Origin of the sequence: Pseudomonas sp. T1.Ur (assembly GCF_023516725.1) — a bacterium.
Taxonomy (GTDB): Bacteria; Pseudomonadota; Gammaproteobacteria; order Pseudomonadales; family Pseudomonadaceae; genus Aquipseudomonas; species Aquipseudomonas alvandae.
Genome location: NZ_JAMGSN010000001.1, coordinates 322,877 through 340,000, shown reverse-complemented (window position 1 = coordinate 340,000; position 17,124 = coordinate 322,877). Strand labels below are relative to the sequence as shown.

The following is a 17,124-nucleotide window of genomic DNA, read 5'->3' as shown; positions in this document are numbered from 1 at the left end:
TCCACCACCCTCTACCATACTCTAGCTCGACAGTTTTGAATGCAGTTCCCAGGTTGAGCCCGGGGATTTCACATCCAACTTAACGAACCACCTACGCGCGCTTTACGCCCAGTAATTCCGATTAACGCTTGCACCCTCTGTATTACCGCGGCTGCTGGCACAGAGTTAGCCGGTGCTTATTCTGTCGGTAACGTCAAAACACTAACGTATTAGGTTAATGCCCTTCCTCCCAACTTAAAGTGCTTTACAATCCGAAGACCTTCTTCACACACGCGGCATGGCTGGATCAGGCTTTCGCCCATTGTCCAATATTCCCCACTGCTGCCTCCCGTAGGAGTCTGGACCGTGTCTCAGTTCCAGTGTGACTGATCATCCTCTCAGACCAGTTACGGATCGTCGCCTTGGTGAGCCATTACCTCACCAACTAGCTAATCCGACCTAGGCTCATCTGATAGCGCAAGGCCCGAAGGTCCCCTGCTTTCTCCCGTAGGACGTATGCGGTATTAGCGTCCGTTTCCGAGCGTTATCCCCCACTACCAGGCAGATTCCTAGGCATTACTCACCCGTCCGCCGCTCTCAAGAGGTGCAAGCACCTCTCTACCGCTCGACTTGCATGTGTTAGGCCTGCCGCCAGCGTTCAATCTGAGCCATGATCAAACTCTTCAGTTCAAACATCTTTGGGTTTTGAGAAAACCCTAAACTTGGCTCAGCAATCGTTGGTTACATCTTTGATTTCTCGCGGAGTAACTTGCGATGCTGATAATCTGTTGACTAGCAGTCTGACTCCACAAGCACCCACACGAATTGCTTGATTCAGTTGTTAAAGAGCGGTGGGTTGAGCCTTTCGTCTCAACCGAGGCGCGCATTCTACAGCGCCCCGTGTATCTGTCAAGCGGTTATTTTAAGAAGTTTTCAAAGTTTCGCTTGGAAATCCTTAACAACTTCAACCACTTGCGCTTTCGATCTCTCGTTAGCGGGAGGCGAATTCTACAGCGTTACTCGCTGCTGTCAACACCTCTTTTTCACCGCTTTCGACCGAGAAGATCGAATCGCCGATAGGGCCAAACAACACCGCCCCATCAACTCCTTCAGCGCTTCGATGAACTGAAGCGCCCGGCCTATCGAAACCTACTTAACTCATTGAAAATCAAGGAGTTTTCCGTTTCGACTGCGCCGGAAGTGGGGCGAATTATAGACACCTGGAATCTGCCGTCAACCTTTTATTTCGTTTTTATTGCCGAAGGGATCTTCTTACCCATTAGACGAGGGATCCGCCGCGCTACCGGCCCGATTCTCAGCACCAACAATAAGCCACCTATGAAAGCGTATATCGACCATTCCTTGAGATCCGCCCGCACGATCCACAACATATGCAGCAAGCCAAGCCCGAGAATCAAATAGGCCAGGCGGTGCAGCTTCTTCCAGCGCGTTCCGAGCCGCCGCTGGCTATATCGATTGGATGTGACCGCCAAGGCCAGCAAACCAAGAAAACCAAGGGCCCCGACAATGATGTACGGGCGCTTGCTCAGTTCGACGCCCAACCGCGACCAATCGAACCCCAGGATGAAGGCCGCATAACTACTCAAATGCAGCACAACGTAAGCAAAGCACCACAGTCCCAACTGACGCCTGACAGCGATCCATCCTGCCCACCCCGTCATTTTCTGCAGCGGTGTCATGCCCAAGGTAATCAAAAGCAGGATCAGCGTCCCCAATCCGAGGCGATCCACCAGGACCTTGCCCGGGTCCGGCCCCAACGAATCCATCAACGCTTCGTAAAGCCAAAGCAAAGGCCAAATCGCCGCCGCGAGGAAAACACTGATCCGCCATGCCGGGAAACGCATCAGTAGTCTTTCCTCAAATCCATTCCCGCATATAGAGAGGCAACCTCATCCCCGTAACCGTTAAACATCAATGTGTCTCGGACGTTGGGACTGAACAGCCCACTCGGTAGACGACGCTCTCGCGCCTGCGTCCAGCGTGGGTGGTCAACGGTCGGATTGACGTTGGCATAAAAGCCGTACTCATCGGATGCAATGCTTTGCCAAGTGGTCTTGGGCTGCTCACTGACCAAGCTGATGCGCACGATCGACTTTACGCTCTTGAAACCATACTTCCATGGCACCACCAATCGCAGCGGTGCTCCGTTCTGGTTAGGCAACTCACGTCCGTACATGCCAACCGCCAAGATCGCCAACGGATTCATTGCCTCGTCCAATCGCAAACCTTCCACGTAAGGCCAATCAATCAGGGCAAAGCCAGAACGCTGCCCCGGCATGGCCTTGGGATCTTGCAGCGTTTCGAAGCGGATGTATTGGGCCTTGGAAGTCGGCTCGACCTGCTTGAGCAGCGCGGAGATGGGGAAGCCGATCCACGGGATGACCATCGACCAGGCCTCGACGCAACGCAAGCGGTAGATCCGCTCCTCCAACTGATAAGGCTTCATGAAGTCTTCCAGGGCGTAGCGCCCTGGCTTGCCCACCTCCTCATCCACCACCACGCTCCAGGGCTCGGTCTTCAACGAACCGGAGTTGGCCGCCGGGTCGCCTTTATCGGTGCCGAACTCATAGAAGTTGTTGTAGTGCGTGGCGTCCTTGAACGGCGTGATCGACTCTCCCTTTACCGTCACGGCGCCCCACTGGGTAGAAGGAAGCTTCTCGGTGAACCAGGAAGGCGCCTTTCCGGGCTCGACATCAGGATAACGCGCCATATCGGCGGCACCGGCCCAGTTCGGCAGACCGCCAACCGCCAAGCCGGCGACAGTGGCGCCGAGCATCTGGCGACGAGATAGATAGAATGATTCAGGCGTGACGTCAGACTCACGACAATCCGACGCCTTGGGGATCTTGATCAGCATGGCGACTCCGCAGTATTGGAGGGCAGATACACCCGTACACTGCGGAGTATGGAGGAGATTACATTAAGGCAACGTTTAGCGGCGACGAAGGCGCAGCAAATATTGCACCGGGCCTGAAGCCGCATAGGCAAGGAACACCAGCAGCAGGATACGCGGCGGATCGCTGAACACCACGGCAAATACCAGGACCACGGCGAGGATGGCCACGAACGGCACGCGCCCCTTCAGATCCAGCTCCTTGAAGCTGTTGTACTTGATGTTACTGACCATCAGCATCCCGGCCGCGGCAACCAGCAGCGCCACCAGGAAGGACATCTTCGAACCCTGGATGCCATAGTCGCTGAATGCCCAGACTACGCCCGCCACCACACCTGCCGCCGCCGGACTGGCAAGCCCAATGAAGTAGCGCTTGTCGGCGGTACCGACCTGGGTGTTGAAACGCGCCAGGCGCAACGCGGCACCAGCGACGTAAATGAAGGCAACCATCCAGCCAACCTTGCCCATGTCCCCCAGCGCCCAACCGAACGCCAGCAACGCAGGGGCAACACCGAACGCAACCATGTCGGACAGCGAGTCGTACTCGGCTCCGAATGCGCTTTGGGTGTTGGTCATGCGGGCCACCCGTCCATCCAGGCCGTCCAGTACCATGGCGACAAAAATCGCAATCGCGGCGAAAGCAAAGTAGCGACTCGCCCCGACGCTATCGCCAGCACTCAATGCAGCCTGGGCACTCATGGAGCTGATGATGGAATAGAAGCCGGCGAACAGGTTCGCGGTGGTGAACAGGTTCGGCAGCAGATAGATACCACGATGCCGGACCTTGCGGCCTTCAGCGTCATGGCCTTCTTCGACGTGTTCATCGATGGGCAACAGGCTTTCGGCGTCAGGAGCCTGGTTCGGCTCGTCGGGACGTTCGCTCATGGACAATACCTTGCAACGGTGTGAAAAAATTCGACAGGCGCCTGGGACGACGGTTCTGCCGCAAACGATGCAGCTTTATACCAGAAGCCACCCCCCAAACGAAAAAACGCGGCCAGGGCCGCGTTTTTCGATCAAGCTCGCGACTTAGTTCTTGGCTTTGTCGACGATCTTGTTGGCACCGATCCACGGCATCATCGAACGCAGTTGCTCGCCGATGATTTCAATACCGTGGGCGGCATTGTTGCGACGCTTGGCGGTCATCGAAGGGTAGCCGGTGGCGCCTTCGCTGATGAACATTTTGGCGTACTCGCCGTCCTGAATACGCTTCAGGGCGTTGCGCATCGCCTGGCGGGATTCGGCGTTGATGACTTCCGGACCGGTCACGTACTCGCCGTATTCGGCGTTGTTGGAGATCGAGTAGTTCATGTTGGCGATACCGCCTTCGTACATGAGGTCAACGATCAGCTTCAGTTCGTGCAGGCACTCGAAGTAGGCCATTTCTGGCGCGTAGCCAGCTTCAACCAGGGTTTCGAAACCGGCCTTGACCAGCTCGACGGTACCGCCACACAGAACGGCTTGCTCGCCGAACAGGTCGGTTTCGGTCTCGTCCTTGAAGGTGGTTTCGATGATGCCGGTACGACCGCCACCGACACCAGCAGCGTAGGACAGGGCGACGTTCTTGGCGTTGCCGGAGGCGTCCTGGTAGATCGCGATCAGGTCAGGAATACCGCCGCCCTTCACGAACTCGGAACGCACGGTGTGGCCCGGCGCTTTCGGCGCGATCATGATTACGTCGAGGTCGGCGCGTGGCACGACTTGGTTGTAGTGGATCGCGAAGCCGTGGGAGAAGGCCAGGGTGGCGCCCTTCTTGATGTTCGGCTCGATTTCGTTCTTGTACAGCGCCGATTGGAACTCGTCCGGGGTCAGGATCATGACCAGGTCGGCAGCGGCAACGGCGGAAGCCACGTCGGTGACTTTCAGGCCATGGGCCTCGGCCTTGGCAACGGTGGCCGAGCCTTTGCGCAGGCCGACGGTCACGTCAACGCCAGAATCTTTCAGGTTGCACGCCTGGGCGTGACCTTGGGAGCCGTAGCCAATGATGGCGACTTTCTTGCCTTGGATGATCGACAGGTCGCAATCTTTATCGTAGAAAACTTTCATGAATTTCCCCTATATCCGGCCGTTCCGGCCATTCGCTAATTTGGTTAGATGCTCAGTACTTTGTCGCCACGGGCAATCCCGGTGACACCACTGCGTACGGTTTCCAGAATCGAGGCAGTGCCGATCGATTGAATGAAGCTGTCGAGCTTGTCGCTGGTACCGGTCAACTGAACGGTATAGACGCTGGCGCTGACATCGACGATCTGCCCACGATAAATATCGGTAGTGCGTTTGATCTCGGCACGCTGGGCGCCGGTGGCCTTGACCTTGACCAGCATCAGCTCGCGCTCGATGTGAGCGCTTTCCGAGAGGTCCACCAGCTTGACCACCTCGATCAGCTTGTTCAGGTTCTTGGTGATCTGCTCGATGATCTCATCGTGGCCCACGGTGGTCAGCGTCAGACGCGACAGGGTCGGGTCCTCGGTTGGTGCCACGGTCAGGCTTTCGATGTTGTAGTTGCGCTGCGAGAACAGGCCTACTACGCGAGACAGAGCACCCGGTTCGTTTTCCAGAAGCAAGGAAATAATGTGTCGCATGATTAGGTACGCTCCGTCTTGCTCAGCCACATATCGCGCATGGAGCCGTCTTTGATCTGCATCGGGTAGACGTGCTCGCTGGTATCGACCTGGATATCGAGGAACACCAGGCGATCCTTCATCGCGAAAGCTTCTTCAAGCCCGGATTTCAAGTCCTTCAGGTCAGTGATGCGGATGCCGACGTGGCCATAGGCCTCGACCAGCTTGACGAAGTCCGGCAACGATTCCATGTAGGAATGCGAGTGACGGCTGCCGTAGCTCATGTCCTGCCACTGGCGAACCATGCCCAGCACACCGTTGTTCAGGTTGACGATTTTCACCGGCAGACCGTATTGCAGGCAGGTCGACAGTTCCTGGATGTTCATCTGGATACTGCCTTCGCCGGTCACGCAGGCCACATCGTTGTCCGGGAAGCTCAGTTTCACGCCCATGGCCGCCGGGAACCCGAAGCCCATGGTGCCCAGGCCACCGGAGTTGATCCAGCGGTTGGGTTTGTTGAACTTGTAGTACTGCGCTGCGAACATCTGGTGCTGACCTACGTCGGACGTCACGAATGCATCGCCCTTGGTCACTTCGCACAGGGTCTCGATGACGGTCTGCGGCTTGATCACGCTGCCGTCGCCCTTGTCGTAGGGAAACAAGCCGCGATCACCGCGCCATTCATCAACCTGCTTCCACCAGCTGGCCACGGACTCCTTGTTCGGAGCCTCGCCGATTTCCTTGAGAATGGCGACCATTTCGGTCAGCACGCTCTCTACAGGACCGACAATCGGCACGTCTGCCTTGATGGTCTTGGAGATGGACGCCGGGTCGATATCGATGTGGATGATCTTGGCGTTCGGGCAGAATTTCGCCGGACCGTTGATGACACGGTCGTCGAAACGCGCGCCCACCGCCAGGATGACATCGGCATGGTGCATCGCCAGGTTGGCGGTGTAGCTGCCGTGCATGCCGAGCATGCCGATGAACTGGCGATCGGTGCCTGGGTAGGCGCCGAGGCCCATCAGCGTATTGGTGACCGGCAGGTTGAGCATCTTCGCCAATTCGGTCAGCGGCGCGGAGCCACCGCCGAGGATCACGCCACCGCCGGAGTACAGCACGGGACGCTTGGCCGCCAGCAGCATTTCGGCGGCCTTGCGGATTTGTCCCGAGTGACCGCGCACGGCCGGGCTGTAGGAGCGCAGCTTGGCTTTTTTCGGGTAGATGTATTCGAATTTCTCGGCCGGGTTGGTCATGTCTTTCGGCACGTCCACCACGACCGGGCCCGGACGACCGGATTCGGCCAGGTAGAAAGCTTTTTTCATGACCTCGGGGATTTCAGACGCGTGCTTGATCATGAAGCTGTGCTTCACGATCGGCCGGGAGATACCGATCATGTCGGTTTCCTGGAACGCATCGGTACCGACCATGGTGCTGGGCACCTGGCCGGAGATGATCACCATCGGAATCGAGTCCATGTAGGCCGTGGCGATACCGGTAATGGCGTTCGTGGCGCCGGGGCCGGATGTCACCAGGACCACGCCGGCCTTGCCGGTGGCGCGGGCATAGCCGTCAGCCATGTGGGTGGCCGCTTGCTCATGGCGAACCAGGATGTGGGTCACTTCCGGTTCTTTGAACAGGGCATCATAGACATGAAGGAGAGCACCACCGGGGTACCCGTAGATATATTTGACGCCTTCGTCACGCAAGAAGCGGACGAGCATCTCACCGCCAGATAAAAGCTCCACGTTGTTCACCTCTAAAACGCCAGAATACCGACCCATGAAAAAGGGACGGGTCTTAATAGGTTTACTTCTCGGCAGAGCATGAGCGACGGTGGTCGCCGACTACGTCAGCACTGACTGAGCAAGTATTGGGATCGTCCCAAGTGTTGCGGGCCTTTCCCACCCAGCGCGAGGTAACGCGTTGCGGGTGTAACAGGTCGGCGCGGATGTGCGCCTCATGATCTGCCGAGTGGGTCTGCTTCTGGCAGTCCCTCTACAGCGGACTTTGGATTCTTCTGTTTCGCCCTCTGCAAGTCAAGTCGTCAATGTGCTTTATTGAAGTAAGCACATGAGAACGCAAGAAAAAACCTTTAAACGGCTACTCTGTTAGCTTCGATTGCGCAACCCAGGACAAGGAAACAGCATGCGAACGATGTTATTGACGGCCATCCTGCTGGCAAGCCTGAGCCCAATGAGCATGGCCGGCCAGATCTACAAATGGGTCGACGCTCAAGGTGTGACCCATTTCGGCGCCCAACCGCCCGAGGGCGTGGATGCGACTACCGTAGGCAAGAGCTCAACGCCTGCCGCCAAACCGCAGGCGCCAGCATCAGGGGGTGTCGTCGGTGATCAAAAAATGATCGACAAGCAAGTGAAGCAGCAAGTGGCCGAACAGGAGGCCCAGCTCAAGGCGTTCTGCGAACAGGCCCGGACCAACCTGGCGCAACTGCAGAACAACCCCAGGGTGCGGGAAGAGGTGGAAGGCGAAATGCGCCGCCTTACCGAGGAAGAGCGGCGCCAGCGCATCGACGAAACTCGCGCGCAGATCGAGGAAAACTGTCAGTGAGCGGCGTCAGCTGACGTCGGTGATCAATTGATCGAACTGCGCGAGCAACTGCTGCAACTTGACGCCCTGCCCCGGCCGCTGGGCATAGACCATTTCGGCCATGGCCAGGATGCCCGAGGCGTTGGGCAGCGGCAGGTCGTTTTCCAGGATGGCTTTCATCCGCGGAAGAAAAATCCATTGCAACCACTGCTCGAAATCCAGGGTGTCGACGGCGAACGGCTCGACACTGGCCAGCGCCTCGGCCGACGGCGATACGTCACTCCACCAGCCCTGGACCCGCAGTTCTCGCTCGATCAGCAGCAACTGATCGGCGATCAAGGGGAAACGACCATCCATCAGAGGGACACCTTGGCCTTCTGGCGGGCCAGTGCCGCACCCGCCGAATCGCCCTGTTTCTCACGAGCCTGGGCGATCAAATCCCACAGGCTTGCCTGGAGTGCCGGGCGGCCACTGGAGAACGTCAGGCCGCGACGAGCCAGTTGTTCAGCCTGTGGCGCATCGCCCTGGGCCATGCGCACTTGAGCCAGTCGATAAAGCACTTGCGGTTCGCGCGGCGCGACACGCTGGGCTCGCTCGAGACTCGAGGAAGCACCGTTGAGATCACCACCGGCTTGCTGCTGTTGTGCCGTGGTCAACAGCGCCAACACCGGGCCGTCCAGTTGCTCATCGGCGGACAAGCCACCCGAACCCGCCGAGGGAATGCTGCTCGGCGTCGATGGCATGCTGTAGCTGCCCTGGTTGATCGGTGAAGTTTCGATAGGCCCTGGCGTGATCGGACCCGGCGTGATCGGCGTACTGCTGATCGGCGCCGAAGTCGTTGCGCCGCCACCGGGCACCATCACGACGACACCGGTGTCGCCTTGCGGGATTGCCTGGACCTGGCCCGGCATTGGCCGTTTTACCGTCGTTTGACGGAAACCACCATTGGCCGAGACCCGCTCGCTATTGGAGACGGCGGTACCGGAGTCGACAACCGGAATCGAGCCACGCTGTACGGTAGAGCAGCCACTGAGCAAAGCCACGGCGGTTACCGCTGGAATCAACCACTTGTTCACTTGAAACCCTCTTTGCTTAATTCATCCAGTCCTTGACCCAATCCATCACCGATTCGGCGGGATTCTGACCACCGCATGCTGCGCCGGGTGGCGGTTCGCTGCCGCGAATATACGGCATCTGCACGGCGCCCGGGCAATTCGCGTCGGAGCCCTGTCCTGTGCGCGAATCGACCCAGGCCTGGACGATGTTGTCCGGTTGCGGCATGTCCAGCGGCAACGGATCGGCCTTGCGCATGAAACTGGTCCAGACCTGCAACGCACCAGTGGCGCCGGTGAACGGCGTCTTGCCGTTGTCGTCACGCCCCAGCCAGACCACCGCCAGCAGATCCTGGCTGAAACCGGCGAACCAACTGTCGCGCGAATCGTTACTGGTACCGGTCTTGCCCGCCAGGGTCAACGTTCGGGGGAGCACGTTATAGACCGAGCTGCCGGTCCCTTCACGCATGACTCGTTGCATGGCGCTCTGGATCAGATAAATGGAAGCAGGATCGAAGCGTTGCTGGATCTGGAATGGATAACGCTTGAGCGGCTCGCCGTCGGCGGTGAGCACGCTGCGGATGCCGCGCATCGGCGTATTGAAACCGCCATTGGCCAATGTCTGGTACATCGCCGCGACTTCTATCGGCGTGAGGCCACCAGCCCCCAGCAGCATCGATGGGAACGCCGGGAATTCGCGAGTCACTCCCAGGCGTGCCAAGGTCTTGAGCACGTTAGGCACACCGACCTCCAAGCCGAGGCGAGCCGTCGACAGGTTGTAGGAATGGGCCAGCCCCTGATAAAGGAACACCGTACCGTGGGCGCGGCGATCATAGTTCTGCGGGGTCCACACCTGTCCGTCCGCACCCTTGACCGAGAATGACTCGTCGGACAGCCAACTGGTCAGGGTGTACTGGCTTGGTTTTTCCAAGGCCGTGAGATACACCGCCGGCTTGATCAGCGAGCCGATGGGGCGCACCGCATCCAATGCCCGGTTGAAGCCTGCAAAGCTGGCCTGGCGGCTGCCGATCATCGCCTGGACTTCACCGGTCTCCGGGTTGGTCACGACCATGGCCGCTTCGACTTCGTCGGAACCCTTGCGCCCCGCCAGCCGCTTGAAGGTGTCATTGACTGACGCCTCAGCCTTCATCTGCAGGATCGGGTCGAAACTGGTAAAGATCCGCAAGCCTTCTTCGGTCAAGTCTTCGTCGCGATAATCTTCCCGCAGCTGCCGCTTGACCAGGTCCATGAAACCGGGGAACGAACTGTCCGCCAGGCTGCCACGCTTGGTCACGCCCAGCGGCATCTTCTTCGCCGCTTCGACCTGCTCGGCCGTGGCCACGCCCTGTTGTTGCAGCAAGTCGAGCACCAGGTTGCGCCGCTCAAGGGCACGCTCCGGGTTGCGACGCGGGTTATAGGAAGAAGGCCCCTTGACCATGCCTACCAGCAGCGCCACTTGATGCAGCTTGAGCTCGGACAGCGGCTGGCTGAAGAAGAACTGGCTGGCCAGGCCGAAGCCGTGGACCGCCCGCTGCCCATCCTGGCCGACGAACACTTCATTGAGGTAGGCCTCAAGAATTTCCTGCTTGCTGTAGTGCATTTCCAGCAGCAACGCCATCATGGCTTCGGTCAGCTTGCGGGTCAGGCTACGCTCGTTGGTCAGGTAGAAGTTCTTCACCAACTGCTGGGTCAAGGTACTGCCGCCCTGGCGCATATGCCCCGACGACGTATTGATCCAGACAGCCCGGGCAATCGACTTGGGCGAGACGCCGAAGTGATGGTAGAAATCACGGTCTTCGACAGCAATCAGCGTATCGAGCAGGAACGGTGGCACCTGATCGATCTTGATCAGGATCCGGTCTTCCAGGTTCTTGGGATACAGGCCACCGATCAGCAGGGGCTCCAGGCGCACCACCGACAGGCTCGCATTGTTGGCACCCGTCAGCGCCGCGACGTAGTCACCGGAAAAACGCACCCGCACCGGTTGTGCCTGCTCCATGCCTTCATAGAACTGGAATCCACGGGTATTGAGGTCGATGGTATTGCCGTTGACCGAGGCCGCACCCGGGCCATTGGCGACGCTTTCGCGGCGATAACCCAAGGCATCGAGTTCGGTCAGGAAATCGTCCTTGCTCAGCTTTTGTCCGACGAACAGTTCCAACGGCCGGGCATAGACCTTGGCCGGGATGGTCCAGCGCTTGCCGGAGAACTTCTCCTGGACGATGGCATCGAGGTAGACGGCAAAACCGGCAAGCACGACAAGGCCTACCAGGCTCAGTTTAAGGGCCCAGCCCAGCCAGGGCCGAAGGCGGCTGGCGGGTGGTTTCTTAGGGGTGCGGGGGGATCGGGTACGAGTCATGGCGGCGGATTATACGCACTTTGTCGTGGTTCAACATGAGTCCGCCAAGGTTTGCGTTAGCGCGGCTTGCGGCCATAATGACCGCCTTGAATTTTCCAGACTCTGAAGGATCGCCCGTGAGCCAATCACTGATCGCTGCCCTGCAAAACCCGGCCCTTTACCCGCACCCCGTCGAAGGGTTCCAGGTCATCGAAACCCACATTTCCTGGGTATTGCTCACCGGTCCCTATGCCTACAAATTCAAGAAGCCGGTCAATTTCGGTTTCCTCGACTTCACCAGTCTCGACGCGCGCAAGCACTTCTGTGGTGAAGAGCTGCGCTTGAATCAACGCCTGACCCAGGATCTTTACCTGGAAGTCTTGCCGATTACCGGCAGCGCCGAGGCGCCACAACTGGGCGGCGACGGCCCGGCCATCGAATACGCCTTGAAGATGCGCCAGTTCCCCCAGAGCGAACTGCTCAGCACCCTACAGGCCAACGGCGAACTGACCACCGCGCACATCGATGAAATGGCCGCGCAGATCGCCCAGTTCCACCTCTCCACGCCCAAAGTACCGGCCGATAATCCGGCGGGTACACCGGACAGCGTCATGGCGCCGGTGCGGCAGAACTTCGAGCAGATCCGTCCGTTCCTCAACGACAAGGCCGACCTGCAGCAACTCGAAGCCCTTCAGGCCTGGGCCGAAACCAGCTTCGAACGCCTCAAGCCGCTGTTCGCCCAGCGCAAGGCCGACGGTTTCATTCGCGAATGCCACGGTGACATCCACCTGGGCAACGCCACGGTGATCGACGGCAACGTGGTGATCTTCGACTGCATCGAATTCAACGAGCCATTCCGCTTCACCGATGTCTACGCCGACACCGGCTTCCTGGCGATGGACCTCGAAGACCGCGGCCTCAAGTCGCTCGCGCGGCGGTTCGTCAGCCAATACCTGGAGCTCACGGGGGATTACAGCGGCCTGGAGCTGCTGAACTTCTATAAGGCCTACCGCGCCCTGGTCCGGGCCAAGGTCGCGCTGTTCAGCATGCCCGCCGAAGCCGACCCGGTGCAGCGCGCCACCACCCTGCGCCAATACCGCAACTACGCCAACCTGGCCGAAAGCTACAGCACCATTCCTTCGCGCTTCCTGGCTATTACCCATGGCGTCTCGGCCGTTGGCAAAAGCCACGTTGCAATGCGCCTGGTGGAGGCCCTCGGTGCGATTCGCCTGCGTTCGGATGTAGAGCGCAAGCGCCTGTTCGGTGAACAACAAGTGCCGAACGACCCACAAGCCGGTATCTATAGCAGCGATGCCAGCAGCGCCACGTACGTCCGGCTGCATGAAATCGCCGACGTGATCCTGCATGCGGGATTCCCGGTGGTGATCGATGCCACTTACCTCAAGCATGACCAGCGCGACGCCGCGGCCAAGGTCGCCGAAGGCACGGGCGCGCCGTTCCTGATCCTGGATTGCGACGCGCCGCAAGCCGTCATCGAAAGCCGACTCGCCCAGCGCCAGGCCGACCAGAAAGACCCGTCCGACGCCAACCTGGCCGTCATTGCCGCCCAACAGGCGAGCCGTGAAGCGCTGAGCCCGGCTGAGATTCTCTGCAGCAAGCGAGTTCAAACCAACGAAAGCGGCACGCTGGATGTCGTGGTTGCGCAGATTCGCCAACGCCTGCCAGGCCTGTAGGAGACTATTTCGGCCGTGAAGCGACGTCCGGCTTCACGGCCGCCAAATAGTGGCACTATACTGGCGCCATAAAACCAACAGGTGATATGCCATGAGCCACCCCAAGCTTCTCGATACCCCGCTGTATGCCTTGTTGCGCAAAGACGACATTGCCGGCTTCAACAGCCAACGCCCCCAAGGTCCGATCGATATGCGCGGCGGCGATTTCCGCGGCCTTGACCTGCGCGAACTGAACGCCGACGACGTGGACTTCACGGACGCCTACTTCCGTTCCGCCGATCTGCGCGGCATCGATTTCCGCAAGTCATCGCTGGAAGGCGCAAGCCTTGCCCATGCGCAGATCTCCGGCACCTATTTCCCGCCCGAGCTGTCTGCCGATGAAATCCTGATGTCCATGAACTTCGGTACTCGCCTGCGCTATCGCACCCGCTGAACCTGAAGGAAACGGCCACGGCACCGAACGATCTCCAGCGCCCCCGCTTGCGCTGGACGATGTGCCCTTCTGCTGTCCATTCCCATCGTGCGTAATGCCTTAGAAGCTTTTGCGTCGATTCCGACCAAAGAATCACGCTTTTCCTACTGAGCGCTACACTCCTGTGAAGCTTGCCCACTGCACCAGTCGGCCGTCGCAAGGAGGCTCGATGAATGATGAACTGCAACACCTGAAGAATCTGGGCAAGACATCAGCCCAGTGGCTGCACGCCGTGGGTATCCACAGTGCCTCGGATCTACGCCGTCTCGGCGCGGTGGACGCCTACCGCGCGGTGCGCACCCGTGGTTTTCGCGCTTCCAAGGTTTTGCTGTACGCCATCGAGGGTGCACTGATGGACATGCATTGGAACGATATTCCGGCTGAACGCAAAGAAGCGCTGAACAAACAGCTGGACGCCATTTCCACGCGCCACAAGGCCTGACATTACTTTCGCGATTTCCATGACAGGCAGCAGTTATTTTTGCCGGCGGGAAAACAATGTTTGACATGGAAATGAGAATCGCTATGATTACCACATCCGGTCGCGAGACTGGTCGATATTTGAAAAGCCCTTGGTTCGGACTCTCAGATATCTCCTCATCAGGCTAATCACGGTTATTTGACCCGGCTCTTGCCGGGTCTTTTTTTGCCCGGAAATTATTGCCCGCCGTCTCCACGCATCTGTGCGCAGTGGTCTTGGGGCGGTGTAGCCGGGGTGTACCACACGAAATCAGCCACGGCCGGCGTAACGTCGCTGCCCTCCTCCGCCAGCATCAGGACGACCGGTGCGTCACGAGCGCCCAGATCCAGTGCATGCAGCGGCACGCCAACGTCTTTGCGGACATGCCAGGCGCCCGCGAACAACAATGCCGGCGCGGGAGCCTCGAGCAATCGCTCGGCCATGCGCCGGTCACGCTGTTGCTGCACCGCCAGCATTGCTGGCATCTGCGACTCTGGCAGCAGGCCGCAATGGGACTCGCGGATTTGCCCCAACAATTGGTCCTTAACCGTAGCTGCACTGGAGCGAGTGCCGCTTATGGCGGGAGCTTGGCGATAGATGCGCTGGATGTCCGCGCTGTCCAGATTCGCTGACGACACCGGATAAGATTGCCTCAAGGCGAACTCGACCATGGGTCCGTACAGACGCCAATCCCAACCTGGCGACCAATCCAACGCGCCAGGCAAATCCTTCGGCAGGGCAGGCAATTGGCGAACCGCGTCGACCCTTGGCTGTTGCCGTGGCGTCAGCATCTCCAGCAGCAAGCTGCCTTGGGGGCGCTGGTCGGCCAGGGCCTGGAGCAGCCAGCGCTGCAGCGTGTGGTGATCACGGTTGTCGTGTTGTTCGCCGACCACGACTCGCGGGGCCTGCGCCAAACGCCCGACCAATGCCCGAGGCGTGATCGATTCGCCTGTGTGCAGATCACGGATCCGCCCACCCACTGGCGGTGGGCCGACACTCTGGCAAGCCGTCAAGACACCCAACATCAGAATCAGGATCAGGCGCACATCGGTATCCTCCGGCAGGCCTCAGCGGGCAATGATCAACGGATGCCCGCGCTCTGGATGAGATTGCACCAGCACGTCGAGGCCAAACACCGCCTTGAGCGGCTCCGGGCGCAGCACTTGCCGAGGCGTATCCAGCGCCACCGGTCGGCCGGACGCCAACAGCAGCAGGCGATCGCAGTAGCGCGCCGCCAGGTTCAGGTCATGCAGGATCACCAGCACCGCTACGCCGCGACCGGCAAATTCACGCACCGCTTGCAGGAGAGTGTGCTGATGCAGCGGATCGAGCATCGAAGTCGGTTCGTCCAGCAACAGGATTTGGCCCGCCTCACCCGGCCACAGTTGCGCCAGGACCCGCGCCAGGTGCACCCGTTGGCGCTCGCCGCCGGACAGATCCAGATAATTGCGGCCCTGCAAATGCACCGCATCCGCCGCGCTCAGAGCCCATTCGACGATTTGCCCGTCACGCGCCCGACCGCTCCGGTGAGGCAGTCGTCCCATGCCGACCACTTCTTCTACACGGAACGCGAAATCCAGTGTCGACGATTGCGGCAACACCGCCAGGCGACGGGCGCGCTCGGTACCGTCCCATTGGGCCAGAGGCCGGTCATCGAGCCAGACCTGCCCTTGTGCCGGACGCAACTCGCCACACAAGCCCGCCAGCAACGTACTCTTACCCGCGCCATTGGGACCGAGCACACCCAGCACTTCGCCGGGATTGAGCTGCAAATCGAGATCCGCCAGTACGGTCCTACGTCCACGGTGGATGTGCAAGTTTTGCGCTCGCAGCATCAGGCGCGCCCCCGCAGCAATAAATAAAGGAAAAAAGGCGCGCCGATGAACGCCGTGACGATGCCGATCGGCAACTCCGCCGGGACCAGCGCCAGGCGCGCCACCAGATCGGCGAATAAAAGGAGACTGGCGCCTGCCAACATTGATGCAGGCAGCAGGACGCGATGGTCAGGCCCCGTCAACAATCGCACCAGGTGCGGCACCACCAGTCCGACAAAACCGATCATGCCCCCCGCCGCGACTGCGGCGCCGACGCCCAGCGCCGTACAGAGCACCAACTCACGCTTGAGCCGTTCGACATCAATGCCCAGGTGAGCGGCCTCGGACTCTCCCAACAACAGTGCATTGAGCGCCCGGGCCCGACGCGGCAACCAGATCGCCACGCCCGCACTGACCATCAACAACGGCCACAACCGCGCGTAGCTGGCACCGTTCAGGCTGCCCAGGTTCCAGAACGTCAGGGTCCGCAAAGTCGCATCGTCCGCCAGGTAAGTGAACAGGCCGACCGCCGACCCGGACAACGCCGTCAAGGCAATGCCAGCCAGGAGCATCGTGGCGACGTGAGTCCGACCGTTGCGTCGTCCAAGGCGATAGACCAGCGCCGTGACCCCGAGCCCGCCGAGAAATGCACACACTGACAGCACGTAGGGCCCCAGGGCTTCAGGCAATCCGCCCATCGCCGAGCCTCCAACGATGGCAAACGCCGCCCCCAGTGCCGCCCCGCTGGACACGCCTACCAGCCCCGGGTCGGCCAGTGGATTGCGAAACAGCCCCTGCATCGCCACGCCAGACAACGCCAAGATCCCGCCCACCGCCAAGCCCAGCAAGGTACGAGGCAGGCGAATCTGGCCAAGGATCAGCTCGGCCTGCTCCAGGCCATCGTCAGCCATCGGCCAACCCAGCAGGCGCAGGGCGGCGCGCAAGGTATCTAACAACGGCAAGCTCACCGGTCCCAAGGACAGGGACAGCCAGATTGCCAACAGACACAGCAGGCCCAGGCCGATGAACAACGTGCGCGGTTTGACCCGTGCCGTCATGGCGTCTTGGCCAGGTAGAACCTATCGGCCAGCTTGATCAGGCCTTGTGGCGCAGCGTGGGGATTCGGGCGCATCAAGCGGCTTCCTCAAGAAGTTTTTTCATGGGCAGGGCTTGGTCAAGTATTCTCGAACACCCGCGAAGCAGGCGTCATTTGATGATTGCTTTCATTTGCCCGTCAAGCATGGATCCATTGCTGCATGGACTCATGTGGATTCGATACAGACACATTTA

General features: G+C 59.8%; 16 protein-coding genes and 1 rRNA gene (1 of these 17 running past the window's edge). 4 read left to right on the top strand and 13 right to left on the bottom strand.

Going from position 1 to position 17,124, the window contains the following annotated elements:
* The 7 genes from M8Q45_RS01580 to M8Q45_RS01550 all read right to left on the bottom strand — a co-directional run.
* Nucleotides 1-669: ribosomal RNA gene (locus M8Q45_RS01580) — 16S ribosomal RNA — on the bottom strand; it reaches 868 nt to the left of the window's first position.
* 551 nt (nt 670-1,220) lie between these two features.
* Nucleotides 1,221-1,844 carry a protein-methionine-sulfoxide reductase heme-binding subunit MsrQ gene (gene msrQ, locus M8Q45_RS01575; RefSeq protein WP_249873335.1) on the bottom strand — a complete coding sequence of 208 codons (624 nt, stop codon included), beginning with the start codon at nt 1,842-1,844 and terminating at the stop codon, nt 1,221-1,223.
* Entirely contained in the window at nt 1,844-2,857 is a 1,014-nt protein-coding gene (msrP, locus tag M8Q45_RS01570) for a protein-methionine-sulfoxide reductase catalytic subunit MsrP (RefSeq protein ID WP_249873334.1), read from the bottom strand. The genes msrQ and msrP overlap by 1 nt, the downstream gene beginning before the upstream one ends.
* A gap of 75 nt (nt 2,858-2,932) precedes the next feature.
* Entirely contained in the window at nt 2,933-3,778 is an 846-nt protein-coding gene (gene pssA, locus M8Q45_RS01565) for a CDP-diacylglycerol--serine O-phosphatidyltransferase (protein ID WP_030140222.1), read from the bottom strand.
* A gap of 144 nt (nt 3,779-3,922) precedes the next feature.
* Nucleotides 3,923-4,939, bottom strand: a complete 1,017-nt coding sequence (gene ilvC / locus M8Q45_RS01560; RefSeq protein ID WP_003185459.1) for a ketol-acid reductoisomerase — start codon at nt 4,937-4,939, stop codon at nt 3,923-3,925.
* 44 nt (nt 4,940-4,983) lie between these two features.
* Nucleotides 4,984-5,475: an acetolactate synthase small subunit gene (gene ilvN, locus M8Q45_RS01555; protein ID WP_003205610.1), complete on the bottom strand. Its 492-nt coding sequence runs from the start codon at nt 5,473-5,475 to the stop codon at nt 4,984-4,986.
* Nucleotides 5,476-5,477: 2 nt separating this feature from the next.
* The gene (locus M8Q45_RS01550) at nt 5,478-7,202 is read right to left on the bottom strand and encodes an acetolactate synthase 3 large subunit (protein ID WP_030140223.1); all 1,725 of its coding nucleotides are present in this window, start codon (nt 7,200-7,202) and stop codon (nt 5,478-5,480) included.
* Nucleotides 7,203-7,602: 400 nt separating this feature from the next.
* Between M8Q45_RS01550 and M8Q45_RS01545 the strand changes: the two genes are divergently transcribed.
* Nucleotides 7,603-8,025: a DUF4124 domain-containing protein gene (locus M8Q45_RS01545; RefSeq protein ID WP_249873333.1), complete on the top strand. Its 423-nt coding sequence runs from the start codon at nt 7,603-7,605 to the stop codon at nt 8,023-8,025.
* A 6-nt stretch (nt 8,026-8,031) separates the two neighbouring features.
* Here the strand turns inward: M8Q45_RS01545 and M8Q45_RS01540 are convergent, their stop codons facing one another.
* Genes M8Q45_RS01540 through mrcB form a run of 3 tightly spaced genes read right to left on the bottom strand, consistent with a single transcriptional unit; the run spans nt 8,032 to nt 11,415 of the window.
* Nucleotides 8,032-8,361 carry a YqcC family protein gene (locus M8Q45_RS01540; protein WP_030140225.1) on the bottom strand — a complete coding sequence of 110 codons (330 nt, stop codon included), beginning with the start codon at nt 8,359-8,361 and terminating at the stop codon, nt 8,032-8,034.
* The gene (locus tag M8Q45_RS01535) at nt 8,361-9,080 is read right to left on the bottom strand and encodes a tetratricopeptide repeat protein (RefSeq protein WP_249873332.1); all 720 of its coding nucleotides are present in this window, start codon (nt 9,078-9,080) and stop codon (nt 8,361-8,363) included. The genes M8Q45_RS01540 and M8Q45_RS01535 overlap by 1 nt, the downstream gene beginning before the upstream one ends.
* Nucleotides 9,081-9,096: 16 nt before the next feature.
* Nucleotides 9,097-11,415, bottom strand: a complete 2,319-nt coding sequence (gene mrcB / locus M8Q45_RS01530; protein WP_249873331.1) for a penicillin-binding protein 1B — start codon at nt 11,413-11,415, stop codon at nt 9,097-9,099.
* 116 nt (nt 11,416-11,531) lie between these two features.
* On the opposite strand from mrcB, the gene M8Q45_RS01525 reads away from it, so the two are divergent.
* The 3 genes from M8Q45_RS01525 (at nt 11,532) to M8Q45_RS01515 (ending at nt 14,002) form a co-directional block, all read left to right on the top strand.
* Complete coding sequence (locus tag M8Q45_RS01525) at nt 11,532-13,088, top strand: bifunctional aminoglycoside phosphotransferase/ATP-binding protein (protein WP_249873330.1); 1,557 nt, start codon at nt 11,532-11,534, stop codon at nt 13,086-13,088.
* A 91-nt stretch (nt 13,089-13,179) separates the two neighbouring features.
* Nucleotides 13,180-13,521 carry a pentapeptide repeat-containing protein gene (locus M8Q45_RS01520; protein ID WP_030140229.1) on the top strand — a complete coding sequence of 114 codons (342 nt, stop codon included), beginning with the start codon at nt 13,180-13,182 and terminating at the stop codon, nt 13,519-13,521.
* A 208-nt stretch (nt 13,522-13,729) separates the two neighbouring features.
* A complete protein-coding gene (locus tag M8Q45_RS01515) occupies nt 13,730-14,002 on the top strand; it encodes a TfoX/Sxy family protein (RefSeq protein WP_024779602.1) in 273 nt (90 codons plus the stop codon).
* A 215-nt stretch (nt 14,003-14,217) separates the two neighbouring features.
* Here M8Q45_RS01515 and M8Q45_RS01510 read toward each other — a convergent pair whose 3' ends face one another.
* The 3 genes from M8Q45_RS01510 to M8Q45_RS01500 are packed head-to-tail and all read right to left on the bottom strand — an operon-like array spanning nt 14,218 to nt 16,838.
* Nucleotides 14,218-15,066, bottom strand: coding sequence for a ChaN family lipoprotein (locus tag M8Q45_RS01510; protein WP_249873329.1), 849 nt, complete (start codon nt 15,064-15,066; stop codon nt 14,218-14,220).
* 21 nt (nt 15,067-15,087) lie between these two features.
* A complete protein-coding gene (locus M8Q45_RS01505; protein ID WP_249873328.1) occupies nt 15,088-15,855 on the bottom strand; it encodes a heme ABC transporter ATP-binding protein in 768 nt (255 codons plus the stop codon).
* Complete coding sequence (locus tag M8Q45_RS01500) at nt 15,855-16,838, bottom strand: FecCD family ABC transporter permease (protein ID WP_249877248.1); 984 nt, start codon at nt 16,836-16,838, stop codon at nt 15,855-15,857. Before M8Q45_RS01500 ends, M8Q45_RS01505 begins: the two co-directional genes overlap by 1 nt.
* Between the last annotated feature and the right edge of the window lie 286 nt (nt 16,839-17,124).

Bases quoted from the DNA above. Each gene is read 5' to 3' on its own strand.
- msrQ (WP_249873335.1), bottom strand. From the start codon at position 1,844: ATGCGTTTCCCGGCATGGCGGATCAGTGTTTTCCTCGCGGCGGCGATT.
- msrP (WP_249873334.1), bottom strand. From the start codon at position 2,857: ATGCTGATCAAGATCCCCAAGGCGTCGGATTGTCGTGAGTCTGACGTC.
- pssA (WP_030140222.1), bottom strand. From the start codon at position 3,778: ATGAGCGAACGTCCCGACGAGCCGAACCAGGCTCCTGACGCCGAAAGC.
- ilvC (WP_003185459.1), bottom strand. From the start codon at position 4,939: ATGAAAGTTTTCTACGATAAAGATTGCGACCTGTCGATCATCCAAGGC.
- ilvN (WP_003205610.1), bottom strand. From the start codon at position 5,475: ATGCGACACATTATTTCCTTGCTTCTGGAAAACGAACCGGGTGCTCTG.
- M8Q45_RS01545 (WP_249873333.1), top strand. From the start codon at position 7,603: ATGCGAACGATGTTATTGACGGCCATCCTGCTGGCAAGCCTGAGCCCA.
- M8Q45_RS01540 (WP_030140225.1), bottom strand. From the start codon at position 8,361: ATGGATGGTCGTTTCCCCTTGATCGCCGATCAGTTGCTGCTGATCGAG.
- mrcB (WP_249873331.1), bottom strand. From the start codon at position 11,415: ATGACTCGTACCCGATCCCCCCGCACCCCTAAGAAACCACCCGCCAGC.
- M8Q45_RS01520 (WP_030140229.1), top strand. From the start codon at position 13,180: ATGAGCCACCCCAAGCTTCTCGATACCCCGCTGTATGCCTTGTTGCGC.
- M8Q45_RS01515 (WP_024779602.1), top strand. From the start codon at position 13,730: ATGAATGATGAACTGCAACACCTGAAGAATCTGGGCAAGACATCAGCC.
- M8Q45_RS01505 (WP_249873328.1), bottom strand. From the start codon at position 15,855: ATGCTGCGAGCGCAAAACTTGCACATCCACCGTGGACGTAGGACCGTA.